Source organism: Veillonella ratti (assembly GCF_003992115.1).
Classification (GTDB): Bacteria; Bacillota; Negativicutes; order Veillonellales; family Veillonellaceae; genus Veillonella_A; species Veillonella_A ratti.
Genome location: NZ_RQUX01000004.1, coordinates 39570 through 50818 on the forward strand (window position 1 = coordinate 39570; position 11249 = coordinate 50818).

The window sequence follows — 11249 nt, forward strand, 5'->3', positions numbered from 1 at the left end:
TTTTTAAATTTGAGCAGGTAGAGGAGGCGAGCCGTAATGAATTATGGACAAATTCGCAAATTAGATATTGCCAACGGAAACGGTATCCGCACGTCTATTTTTGTTACCGGTTGCACACATAAATGTTTTAATTGTTTTAACGAAGAATACCAAAACCCACAGGCAGGGAAACTTTGGACCGATAAGGAAACGGCAGAAGTCCTTACTTACGTGAGCGATCCGAATGTATCGGGCCTTACCTTGCTCGGCGGCGAACCGTTTCAAAATGTGGACGGTTTATTGCCGGTTGTGAAAAAGGTGCGCGAAACGGTGCCTGAAAAGGATATTTGGGCGTACTCCGGTTATACCTGGGATGAGCTCATCGCTTGTCCGGCTAAACGACAGTTATTGGAACAATGCGATATCTTAGTGGATGGCAAATTTGTGGATGCCTTGCGCGACCCAAGTTTGCGGTTCCGCGGCTCGAAGAATCAACGTATTATTGATGTGAAAAAGAGCTTGGCTCAAGGCGAAGTTGTTATCGCCATGGACTGATGTGAAGTCTTGTTATTTATATAAGAAAAAGGCCCCGAAGGGCCTTTTTTTATTATAGGACTAAACGATTTTAGCGCCTTTTTTGTACTCTTCGCCGCCTGCATTAGGTAACAAGCCATAGCGTTCAGTCCAAAGGTTTTTGTATTTCAATGCCTGGTTATGGATGCGTTCAACCTGAGACTCATCGGTACGAACTACTTTAGCCGGTACACCTACAACGAGGGAGTATGGAGGAATCGTGGTGTTTTCCAACACAACCGCACCCGCAGCGATGATGGAACCGGTACCGATGTGGCAACCGCTAAGTACGATGGCACCCATGCCAACGAGGACATTATCTTCCAAGGTGGAAGCGTGAACGATGGCACCGTGACCGATGGTTACGAAATCGCCTAACACGCAAGCTTTATCGTCATCTACATGGAGTACGGAGTTGTCCTGTACATTGGTGTAGCGACCTACGATGATTTTATTTACGTCGCCGCGAGCAGCTACGTTTTGCCATAAGGAGGCATATTCTTTAAGCTCTACATCGCCGGCAATTTCAGCACCGGGCATGAGGCAACTTTTTGGGTCTAATTTTGGGTATTTTCCGTTAAAAGGTAACATATTAAAAACTCCTTTACTAAATAATACATGGCCTCGGAACAATCCAAGGGTTCGTTGAGGCCATGATAAGGTCAATACTAAAGCTTAAGCAAAACGCTGTGCTTTTTTTATCGCTTCTTTAGCTTCGGCGATTACGGAATCAACGATTTCTTTAGCCGGTTCAACTTTAGTCAAGCGATTTAAGCTTTGACCGCATTGTACGGCACCGTTTACGATGTCGCCTTCAACAGCCGCTTTGCGGTTAGTGCCGACGGACATAGCCGTTAATTGATCTTTTGGAGCACAGCTGAATTCAGCTTCCAAGTATTTTTGCGTAAATTCATTTTTCAAAGAACGCACGCCGCCATGACCGCTGGTTAAACCGGTAACAGCAGAGTCAGTGTCGGTTGCATTGATGATGGCATCTTTACAGTTCTGATGCATCTGGCATTCTTCTGCCAAGATGAAGCGGGAGCCCATTTGCACGCCTTCGGCGCCCATAGTGAGGGCTGCTGCTAAGGCACGACCGTCAGCAATACCGCCGGCAATAACTACAGGAATATCTACTTCAGGCAATACGTTTTCCATGAGGGCCATGGTAGTCTGGGTACCGATATGACCGCCTGCTTCCTGGCCTTCAATGATGAGGGCATCAGCGCCGGCAGCAGCCACACGTTTAGCCAATTTAACGTTTGGTACAACCGGAATTACTTTGATACCGGCTTCATGCATCGGTTCGATGTAAGGAACCGGGTTGCCCGCACCTAAGGTAACGAAAGCCGGTTTTTCTTCTATAATAACGGATACGATTTCGTCGATGTTCTTAGCCATTAACATGAGGTTTACACCGAACGGTTTGTCCGTTAAATTTTTAGCCGCACGAATTTCTTCACGCACCCAATCAGCTTCGCGACCGCCGGTAGCAATAACGCCGGTGGCGCCTGCGTTAGCTACAGCCGCTACTAAAATATGTTCAGACGTCCAAGCCATAGCGCCCTGGATAATCGGATATTCGATGCCTAAGAGTTCAGTCAATTTTGTTTTCATGTTCTACCTCCTGTAAATGTAGATTGTTTATTATTATAAAAAATTGTGAATTTGTTTAATAACAGAAGTAATTGAAAATCACTTTTATTTCCACTACTAATTATAAAGGAATTTAATGAAAAAGTCTATAAATAGAGATATGTAGAAATTCTTTATCTTGTTATGTGATTTTAAAAATATTCTCATGAGGGACATGCGTTTTGCGAAATTATGGCGGAACGATAGGGAAAAACAACAAAAATAATAATAACCGACCGGCGATTTTTTGTAGAAATTTATTCCCTGAAATAGCCTTTAATGCAGATAAAATAAGGCTTCACGAGTATTTTATAAATTTTGAAAAAAGATATTGAACATAATCGATATTTGTGATACACTAAAGTTGTAGATACAGTGTCTATTCTAAAATGAAAGGAGGAACAAGTGATGGAAAAATACGTATGCGTAGTATGCGGTTGGGTTTATGACGAAGCCGTTGAAGGTGTAAAATTTGAAGATCAACCTGATGATTATGTTTGCCCAATCTGTGGCGTTGGTAAAGATCAATTCGAAAAAATGTAATTGATTGACATCTGAATCAGAAATAAAAAATATAAAGCCTCCTTGCAAAAGGGGGCTTTTCTCATCATTTTAAAAAGACCTTTAACGGCGTAGAGGGCCTGTTACGGGTGGATATTTGCTTATCTCAACTCTTTATCATGGGACACGAATCAGTCAAGGCTCGTTTTTCTTAGAAAAATACGGTAAGAATGTAGATAACAATTTGACAAAGACATGTTAGATAGCTATAATATTATAGTCGAGGTAAAATTATGAAACTGCAAGTAGAGCAAGCAAAAGAACACATAGGAAAATCTTTTCCTTTTCAATTTACTGAACCGGCTACAGTGCTGGGGGATGTAACTGCTTTTCCTTGGAGCCGTCATGATATAACCATTAGTGGTGATTTTCGTTACGATGGACAGGACTTCATCGTAGAAGGAACCGTAACAACCAATGGTGATTATGAATGTACGCGATGCTTGACGGAAGTAGCGTATTCGCAGACTACACCATTCAATGAAACCTATGGCGTCCTTAAAGAGTGGGACGATGTTGAGGAAGCCGAGGTTGTTCCTTTTGATGGTGAGACCATTGATTTAACGGATCTCATTCGGGATACATTAATCATCAATGAGCCAACTCAAGTGTTATGTCAGGATGATTGCAAAGGATTGTGCGTTCATTGCGGAGCAAATAAAAATGTTTCACCTTGTTCTTGTGAATCCTTTGTAGTGGATCCTCGATTGGCAGTGCTTCGTACACTGCTCGATGAAAAAGATGATGATTAATTAAAGTCCCAGTGATTATGTTAAGGAGGTGCAGATAATGGCAGTACCAAAGCGTAGATTATCCAAATGTCGTCGCGACCGTCGTCGTGCGAACTGGAAATTAACTGTTCCAGGTTTTGTAGCTTGTCCGCAATGCCACGAACCTATGATGCCTCATCGGGTTTGCCCTACATGCGGTCATTATAAAGGAACTCAGGTTGTTAATAAGATCGCTGAATAAGACCTGCTGAGCTAGTGAATAGCTCGTTATCAAAGCGCGGTTATCCTATGGATGACCGCGCTTTTGCCATGTCCGGATTTATGGACGCTATAGGGGAATTGTGCTATAGTAGCAGTAAAGAGTTTGATTTAGTTCGCTGCATATATAAAGGTATAGGTTTAGATGTCAGAGCGAGCGAAAATTCCAATATCGATGCATTGTGAATGTAGCTATTGGTGTCAGTATCGCTCAAGGAGGTTATTATGCGTCCCTTAACAGCAACACAAAAAGCTTGGCAGGAAAAAGTAAATGCATTTTGTCGTGAGTTTGTGGAACCTACCGTAATCGAACGTGATAAAGCGCAAGTTTTTGACCGCCGATTGGTCGACAAGGTAATGGCTTTAGGTTTGCCGCAAATCGCGTGGCCTAAAGAATACGGCGGCTTAGGCGAAGATTATGTCAGCTACATAGTGGCTCTTAAGGAGCTTGCTAAATTTGATGATGGCCTCGCTATTACCTTGTCCGTTTGCATGGGTTTATGCTGTGAACCGTTGGCTCGCTACGGCACCGATGAACAAAAAGAAAAGTTTTTAAAACCTTTAGTAGCCGGTGAAATTTTGGGCGCTTTTGCTTTGACTGAAAAAGAAGCGGGCACCGATGCTTCCGGCGTTCAGACAATGGCAGTCAAAGACGGCGATGCTTATGTTTTAAACGGTGAAAAAACATATATTACCAATTCCGGTGAAGCCGGTATGTACATCGTGTTTGCCAAAACAGATCCGGAAGCCGGTGCGAAAGGGATTTCCGCCTTTATCGTAACGCCTGAGATGGAAGGTTTTACGGTTGAAAAACGGGATCCTATGATGGGGCTTCATACCTCCACTTGTTCCGGACTTACTTTTAAAGATGTAAAAGTGCCGGCTGCTAATTTATTGGGCCATGAAGGGGAAGGCTACAGAATCGCCATGTACGCCCTTGATAGCAGTCGTATCGGGGTAGCGGCCCAGGCTACCGGTCTTGCGGAAGCTGCCTTACATCATGCCATTGCCTATACGAAGGAACGTGTACAGTTCGGTAAGCCTCTCAGTAAGTTCCAGAATACGCAGTTCCAATTGGCCGACATGGCTATTAAGGTGGAAGCAGCTAACTTGATACTTCATAATGCGGCTGAAGATAAAGCGGAAGGCAGACCGTATACAATTTCCGCGTCCATGGCTAAAAAATTCTGCTCCGATATTGCGGTAGAAGTAACGGCTAAAGCGGTGCAGCTTTTCGGCGGTTATGGCTATTGTGAAGATTATCCGGTGGCCCGTTTAATGCGCAATGCTAAGGTTACGCAGATTTACGAAGGAACTAATGAAGCGCAACAAATGGTTGTGGGTGGTTCGTTGTTACGATAATCGGCTAATTATATAGAGTCGGAAAAATAAAACTGATAAAACAAAAAGAGCGGCGTAAGGCCGCTCTTTTTATTGCTAAGATGTAGTTGAATTTTATTGCTAAGATGCAGTTAAATTTTGTTGCTAAGATGTAGTTAAATTTTGTTGCTGAGATATAGTTGAATTTTGCTGCTATTATTCAGTCAAAGTGTTATATATTGCTATGGGATTCGTCACAAGCGATTAATACTAATTATTTTAATACTCCTATTTGTCGGAAGAATCCTTCATAGGCCGCTGCTTTTTTAGCAAGGCTTAACGGATAAGCACGTGACGTAGAAGGCAAGCGTGTTAAGGTTACGGTGCGATTTCCGAAGGTAACGGTTATGGTTTCACCGGTTTTAGGAAGTTTTACTTTTTCAGGCAATAAACTGAGCAAAACTTCCGTTGCTTTACCACCGGTGGTGCCTATGTGCTGACAGTTAGGCAATTTGGCCAACACGTCTTCGATAGGTACCGGTTTGACCACTTTTAAGAATGCATCCGATGCGTTGCCGTGTTCGCGAATGGCTTGCCATACGGTTGGGCAGGAAGCGATACCGGTTTCAGTCAAGAAAGCTTTAATTTTATCGGCGTCAAAGGCCTTTTCTTCACCCTTACGGAAATGATCCGGATTGTTGAAGAAAATCATACCGTATACGCGCCACATATCGTTTTGAAAATTAGGATAGTGGAACTGCATGGCTCGTTTGTCGGCGGCCGGTGGGAAGGTGCCCATCATCATGACCGTGGCGTTGGCCGGTAATAAAGGCGGGAAAGGCATGCTTTCCACAATCGGAGCGGTGCCGGTTGTTTCAGTGTCAGCAGCCGTATTTTTATTTAAGGTTTGATTAATTTTTTTAGTTGGCATAATAAAACAACTCCTTTTATGACTGTCTATCATTTAGTATAGCACAGCCTATAGAAGGAGTTGTTGCATTTAACACATTATTTTTTACTTGTACTGTTTGACTGAGTCGTTGGTTGAGCATTTAATTTGTCTACAATCCATTGTATCATGGTTTCGTTGACTAGTTGACCTTGGTTACCATGAGGTGCTTCAGAGTTGGAAATGAAGAGATTTTCCACGCCGTTGGCAGTGAGTGCGTCACGCAAGCGATGACTTTGGGCAATCGGTACAAGTGTATCCCGGCCGCCGTGAGCAATGAACATAGGCGGTGTTTGCGGTGTTACCTGGTGGACCGGACTGCCTTGAATAGCCAATTCAACATATGGCCAGTACGGAGATTGTCGGTCATTGGCTTGATAGAGCTGACGCAAAACGGCTACGCCTTGATCGGCTTTGTTAAAACCGAGTAGTACGGATTCCATGGCGCGCGGTGAGTCGTGTATTTCCGCCGCATCTTCCGGTGACTGTAAGGCCGTGCTCATTTCCGGTGCCATTGTCAATAAATCGGTGGGTCCGTAGTAGTCGATAACGGCTGACACGGCACTGGAATATTGCGTATTGCCACCCACCGTTCCTTCGTAATTAGGGTTGTTATTGGTGGTACCCAATAAGGCGGCTAAGTGTGCGCCCGCGGAAGTACCGCTGACGGCGATACGATTAGGGTCAATGCCATATTCGTCGGCATGAGCCCGGATGAAGCGAATGGCCCCCTTTACGTCATAAATTTGTGCCGGGTAGTAGGCTTCGCTATTCAAGCGATAGTCGATGGACACGAGAGTAATACCGTGACGAACTACTGCTTTAAAAATTTCTAAGGAAGAACGATTGTCGGAGCTCATGAGGTCGTTTTGAGCATTGGTATTCCCATTGTTCGCCGGCCGTGGGCCTAATACTTGTATGAAATTAGGCTGTGCTGCTGTATTGGCCGTTGCGTCATTATTAGGGGCCGTTCCGGGATCGGCATAGGTCCCCATAGACCAACCGCCACCGTGAATGTATACCAATACCGGAGTCGGCTCGGTCACGTTTTGTGGTTTGTAAATGTTTAGCCGCAAGTCTTTTGTTTTATTGTCGAAGATAGGCACGTTGGCTACCAATACATCTTGGTAGGTAGGGGCAATAAATTCATTGTTTATTTCATTATTGGTAGTCATAGCAGGTCCCGTGTTTGTCACAATATTATTAGCAGCCTTATCTTGCCCTAATGGGGTCAATAAAATGCTCGTTGTCAGTAATGAAACAGCGAGGAAGGCCTTTATATGTAATTTCATAGTATCACCTTTATAGAGAATTAAATAGTATTTAATGTAAATGACAGTTAAAATCTTGGTTAGATTTGTGTTAAATTAATTTTGGCTTGACTGTATTTTGAATAAAGTTACTCATTTATTTTTTTATACGTTTATAATCTTTGTCGAAATAACGACCTTCGCGAATATCGTCGGTCATACCTTCATAAGGGGCTTCGGCAATAACGTCTTCATTATTTTGACCCGCTTTGCCTATGTAGGTAATGGTAGCAAATTCAGGGACTAATAATTTAGGATAGGTAGCGTATTTTTCACGGGATTCGTGCATTAAATCTAAGTGTTCATTCTGATAGCAAACGGTGATTTCCGGATGATCTTCTACCCATTTAGGGAAGAAGATGGTTCCGTGCATTTTCTTTTCATTCGGCATAAAATCGAGAGCCACATCGGTGCCGGTAGGTTCGGTCCAGGTGATTTTAAAAACGCCGTCCGTCAATTTAACAATATTAGCTGCTTGGTCGGTTACCCAGCGACCGGCTACCATACCGCCGTGAATACGATAATCTACAGTGTGGTCATTTTTGGCATACCATTCGTACTCCCAGCCGTTATCATAGGTGTAAATAAAATGAGTACCTAAAAAATCGTCCAATTCTTTGAATTCCATAGTAAGATCCTCCTATTTTTAATTATTATTTAGTGAGTAGTGGGGTATTTAAACATTAAAATAATAACATGTAAATAAATACATGTTTATTTACACTTAGTATGTTATACTTAATACTATAAAAAGTCAAGAATTTATTGTGATCCTTAGGTAATGGTCCTAAAAGAAAGTTTGAAAGAGGTGAGTAGTTATGGCTCAAAAGAATACATTGCGCTATGTAATTTTAGGCTTATTATCTAAAGAAGCCATGGCGGGCTATGATATAAAAAAAGCATTTGAAGGTGAAATCGGTGATTTTTGGTACTCCAATCACAGCCAAATTTATCCGGAGCTTAATCGCATGGAGCAGGATGGTCTTATAAGCGGCCAAGAGGAAATTGTAGGGAGTAAGTTGACTAAGAAAAAATACAGCATTACCGACTCGGGTAAAGCTGTATTTGATGAATGGTTAGGGGAGTCATTGAATGCACTGCCGCCTACGCGCGACGAATTTGCCATGAAAGTGTATTTTATGGATTCGGCGGATCAGCCGTTATTGTCGACTCTATTTAAGGAGGAAATAGCGCGGCATGAGGAAAAACTCGATTATTTAGAGGGCCGTTGGCAAGTGCTGTTTGCTCACGAAGATTCAGAGTATCAACATTTTGGACACGCTTTAATTTTGGAACGGGCTATTTGTCGTGAAAAGGATCATTTGACCTGGTTGCGTGGGGCGTATAAGCGGCTGCCCGGAAAAAATAGGCCTATAACCCAAAAATAAAAAAAGGAGATTACAATCCATAGCGGTTGCAATCTCCTTATTTTTTAATAGAATTTTAATCTAATACTATTTTAAGCCTTTTTTTCAATAAATTGAACAATAGCATTGATTAAGTCACGTTGATTCATACCGGAACGATCGGCAGCTTTGGCGATAGTCGCTTTTTTAGCCATAATTTTGCCAAAAGCCGTGTTGAGCATGGCAAAATTGCTATTAATTTCCGGCATGTGCTGGCGAAGTCCCGGAACCTGATCGAAGAGGTCGAAAAGGCGTGTATCGCCGGAGATGGTAATTCCTTTTACGGTAACACTGTCGGTCCTTAAATCAGTTGGTTCCTTATGGACTGTGGTAACATTTGAGGCTGCGCCGGATTCAGTATTGCCGGTGGTATCGGTTGATGTTGCAGCGCCTTCTTTATTCCCATGAACTTCATCATCCCAAGTCAATAAGGTACGGGAACCTTCGAGGCTGCGAATACGGGTGCAGTCCTGCATCATTTCGAGGACGCCTTTGAAGTTGCCTTGTTCGTCGCGCACGGCCGTGTAGAGGATGTAGATGAAGGCTTCCGGTTTGTTAATCCAGAATTCCGCTTTGTCCTGTTCGCCGGAGCGGAATTTTTCAATAATTTCTTCTACTAAATGAACACTTTTAGCCGGATGACAGTTGCGCACTTCACGGCTGATGACATTGGCGCTGCGCGGGAAGATACGGTGTTTGGTGTCGCTGTAGAATTTAACCAGTTCGTTTTCGTCCACATAGGAGAGGTCAACGGGCATGTGTTTGAAGAGCAGGTTAATGCGTTCTAAGGATAATTTACCGGTCGCCACATCCAGTTCCGTTTCAGGGGATGGGGTGGTGGCTACATTGTATTTGCCGAGTAAAGCGGCGAGTTCCGACATGAAGTTCTGCTCACCGGACGGGGAGGTTAAATCCGTAGCGGTACCGTTAGAGCTGCCTGTACTGCCGGTTGCATTGCCGTAGAATGGCGGTGGTGTAATGAGGGCAAAACCGATTTCGTGGTCGCCGCGGCTCATATGGCTGAATTCGTTATCCTTCACCAATTTATACGCTGTCGGTAAGAGGACTTCCTGTTCTTTATCAGCCAAGTCACGGAAGGCATCGACCATTTTAGGTTGTAGTTCCAAGAATTTTGCGTTGTCATCGGCTTGTAAGAGGCGACGGCTTTCGCTGATTAAATCACGCACTTTGTCGTCGAAGGTCCACATGATTTTGGTAGGACGGTCGAAGCCGTATTTTTCGAGAGCCGGGTAGAGCTGATTTTGTTTGCGGGACAGATGGCGGGACCATTGTGACAATTTGTCATAAATACCAAGCCAAGGATTTTTAATAAAATGAGGTGCCTTTAATAAAGCGTCTACTTCATCCATAACAGCGAGGCCTGCTTGGATTTCTTGCATATATACCCAGAGCGGATGGTTTTCAGGATAGGTGTTTTCGGCACGGATGAGGATGCCGTCGAATAATTCGAGAAGTTCATCCATGCGGTGGGTGATTTCTTCGTCCGTGTAAGAACCTTTTAATTGTTGCTCGCCGTAAGCAAATTCATCCGGTGTGCAAGTGCCGATGTGATCTTTTAACAGAGCGCGGGCTTCTTTTAAACTTAACTGACCGCTTAAATAGCTGTCTTTGATTTCAATCATTTTTTCGAGGCGTTGGTTGTTGTTTAAGCCTAAGGCTGTTTTCATAGATGTCATAGTTCTTCTCCTTTTTTCGGTTGCGTATTACTGCAATTAATAGTTAAAATATATATAGGGATACTTTGTTGTAATATATGGTCCCAACGGTTGAGTTATGATCATGTTTTTATTATAATGAAGTTGAAAATAGTTTTCAGTAGCTGAGGCTACATAATCGCCGTATTTTTGTTGAATTTTTAGGGTTCATAAATTTTACTTGCATAAATGGCCATTGTGACATATAATTGTAACGAAGTATTATTACTTGGTCATAAAAGGTGGTACCATGAGTCGGATAAAAAAACAAGAGCGACAACAGTTATTGCAACAAAAACTGAATAATACGCCCTTCGTTACTGACGAAGAGTTGGCCATCTATTTTAATGTCAGTGTGCCGACGATTCGTTTGGATCGATTGGAGTTAGGCATTCCTGAATTGCGGGAGCGCATTAAATCCAGAGTAGACGGACTGACGCCAAGTGGCAATAATCACAGCCATATTGAAGTGGTTGGTGAGCTTATAGATCTCACCGCCGGTGAACAAGGTCTGAGTATATTGCGGACGACGGATGACATGACCGATTCCAGCGGCTATGTGGAGCCTCAGTATTTATATGCGCAGGCTGATTCATTGGCCAAGGCTGTGCTGGGTATCCCCGCTTCATTAGCCGGTGTCGGCAATATAAAGTATAAGAATCCTGTTAAAGCAGATTGTAATTTGGTGGCCAAAGCCTCGGTCATGCGACAACGAGGCGAGAAGTATTTTATTTGGGTCACAATCAAAGATAAAGTTAAGGAAGTCTTTCGGGCGAAATTCATAATGGAGCCCATTCAGAATAGGGTGTAAA

13 protein-coding genes are annotated in these 11249 nt (G+C 43.2%); 7 read left to right on the plus strand and 6 right to left on the minus strand.

Annotation, left to right across the window (positions count from 1 at the left end):
- The first annotated feature begins 36 nt into the window (after positions 1-36).
- Positions 37-534, plus strand: coding sequence for an anaerobic ribonucleoside-triphosphate reductase activating protein (gene nrdG, locus EO124_RS02665; protein ID WP_021841007.1), 498 nt, complete (start codon positions 37-39; stop codon positions 532-534).
- A 60-nt stretch (positions 535-594) separates the two neighbouring features.
- On the opposite strand, the gene EO124_RS02670 is transcribed toward nrdG, so the two are convergent.
- Positions 595-1143: a gamma carbonic anhydrase family protein gene (locus EO124_RS02670; RefSeq protein ID WP_021841437.1), complete on the minus strand. Its 549-nt coding sequence runs from the start codon at positions 1141-1143 to the stop codon at positions 595-597.
- 84 nt (positions 1144-1227) lie between these two features.
- On the minus strand, positions 1228-2169 hold the full coding sequence (locus EO124_RS02675) for a nitronate monooxygenase (protein ID WP_127058219.1): 942 nt from the start codon (positions 2167-2169) through the stop codon (positions 1228-1230).
- A gap of 426 nt (positions 2170-2595) precedes the next feature.
- On the opposite strand from EO124_RS02675, the gene EO124_RS02680 reads away from it, so the two are divergent.
- The 4 genes from EO124_RS02680 (at position 2596) to EO124_RS02695 (ending at position 5099) form a co-directional block, all read left to right on the plus strand.
- Positions 2596-2730 (plus strand): rubredoxin, encoded by a 135-nt coding sequence (locus EO124_RS02680; protein WP_006554990.1) that lies wholly within the window; start codon positions 2596-2598, stop codon positions 2728-2730.
- Between the two features lie 251 nt (positions 2731-2981).
- Complete coding sequence (locus tag EO124_RS02685; protein WP_127058220.1) at positions 2982-3500, plus strand: YceD family protein; 519 nt, start codon at positions 2982-2984, stop codon at positions 3498-3500.
- A gap of 37 nt (positions 3501-3537) precedes the next feature.
- Positions 3538-3720 carry a 50S ribosomal protein L32 gene (rpmF, locus tag EO124_RS02690; protein WP_127058221.1) on the plus strand — a complete coding sequence of 61 codons (183 nt, stop codon included), beginning with the start codon at positions 3538-3540 and terminating at the stop codon, positions 3718-3720.
- Positions 3721-3962: 242 nt separating this feature from the next.
- Positions 3963-5099 carry an acyl-CoA dehydrogenase family protein gene (locus EO124_RS02695; RefSeq protein ID WP_127058222.1) on the plus strand — a complete coding sequence of 379 codons (1137 nt, stop codon included), beginning with the start codon at positions 3963-3965 and terminating at the stop codon, positions 5097-5099.
- 232 nt (positions 5100-5331) lie between these two features.
- Here EO124_RS02695 and EO124_RS02700 read toward each other — a convergent pair whose 3' ends face one another.
- The 3 genes from EO124_RS02700 to padC all read right to left on the minus strand — a co-directional run bounded on the left by EO124_RS02700 (position 5332) and on the right by padC (position 7944).
- Complete coding sequence (locus EO124_RS02700; protein WP_127058289.1) at positions 5332-5901, minus strand: DNA glycosylase; 570 nt, start codon at positions 5899-5901, stop codon at positions 5332-5334.
- 164 nt (positions 5902-6065) lie between these two features.
- A complete protein-coding gene (locus tag EO124_RS02705) occupies positions 6066-7298 on the minus strand; it encodes an alpha/beta hydrolase (protein WP_127058223.1) in 1233 nt (410 codons plus the stop codon).
- Positions 7299-7413: 115 nt separating this feature from the next.
- Entirely contained in the window at positions 7414-7944 is a 531-nt protein-coding gene (padC, locus tag EO124_RS02710; protein WP_127058224.1) for a phenolic acid decarboxylase, read from the minus strand.
- Positions 7945-8134: 190 nt separating this feature from the next.
- Between padC and EO124_RS02715 the strand changes: the two genes are divergently transcribed.
- Entirely contained in the window at positions 8135-8704 is a 570-nt protein-coding gene (locus tag EO124_RS02715; protein WP_127058225.1) for a PadR family transcriptional regulator, read from the plus strand.
- 71 nt (positions 8705-8775) lie between these two features.
- Here the strand turns inward: EO124_RS02715 and EO124_RS02720 are convergent, their stop codons facing one another.
- Positions 8776-10419, minus strand: coding sequence for a DUF438 domain-containing protein (locus tag EO124_RS02720; protein ID WP_127058226.1), 1644 nt, complete (start codon positions 10417-10419; stop codon positions 8776-8778).
- A gap of 268 nt (positions 10420-10687) precedes the next feature.
- Between EO124_RS02720 and fapR the strand changes: the two genes are divergently transcribed.
- Positions 10688-11248 carry a transcription factor FapR gene (gene fapR / locus EO124_RS02725; RefSeq protein ID WP_127058227.1) on the plus strand — a complete coding sequence of 187 codons (561 nt, stop codon included), beginning with the start codon at positions 10688-10690 and terminating at the stop codon, positions 11246-11248.
- Position 11249 lies beyond the last annotated feature (1 nt).

Excerpts from the sequence above, each read along its gene's own strand:
- EO124_RS02670 (WP_021841437.1), bottom strand. The coding sequence starts at position 1,143 with ATGTTACCTTTTAACGGAAAATACCCAAAATTAGACCCAAAAAGTTGC.
- rpmF (WP_127058221.1), top strand. The coding sequence starts at position 3,538 with ATGGCAGTACCAAAGCGTAGATTATCCAAATGTCGTCGCGACCGTCGT.
- EO124_RS02700 (WP_127058289.1), bottom strand. The coding sequence starts at position 5,901 with ATGCCTTTCCCGCCTTTATTACCGGCCAACGCCACGGTCATGATGATG.
- EO124_RS02695 (WP_127058222.1), top strand. The coding sequence starts at position 3,963 with ATGCGTCCCTTAACAGCAACACAAAAAGCTTGGCAGGAAAAAGTAAAT.
- EO124_RS02720 (WP_127058226.1), bottom strand. The coding sequence starts at position 10,419 with ATGACATCTATGAAAACAGCCTTAGGCTTAAACAACAACCAACGCCTC.
- EO124_RS02705 (WP_127058223.1), bottom strand. The coding sequence starts at position 7,298 with ATGAAATTACATATAAAGGCCTTCCTCGCTGTTTCATTACTGACAACG.
- EO124_RS02685 (WP_127058220.1), top strand. The coding sequence starts at position 2,982 with ATGAAACTGCAAGTAGAGCAAGCAAAAGAACACATAGGAAAATCTTTT.
- EO124_RS02675 (WP_127058219.1), bottom strand. The coding sequence starts at position 2,169 with ATGAAAACAAAATTGACTGAACTCTTAGGCATCGAATATCCGATTATC.
- padC (WP_127058224.1), bottom strand. The coding sequence starts at position 7,944 with ATGGAATTCAAAGAATTGGACGATTTTTTAGGTACTCATTTTATTTAC.
- EO124_RS02680 (WP_006554990.1), top strand. The coding sequence starts at position 2,596 with ATGGAAAAATACGTATGCGTAGTATGCGGTTGGGTTTATGACGAAGCC.
- nrdG (WP_021841007.1), top strand. The coding sequence starts at position 37 with ATGAATTATGGACAAATTCGCAAATTAGATATTGCCAACGGAAACGGT.
- fapR (WP_127058227.1), top strand. The coding sequence starts at position 10,688 with ATGAGTCGGATAAAAAAACAAGAGCGACAACAGTTATTGCAACAAAAA.
- EO124_RS02715 (WP_127058225.1), top strand. The coding sequence starts at position 8,135 with ATGGCTCAAAAGAATACATTGCGCTATGTAATTTTAGGCTTATTATCT.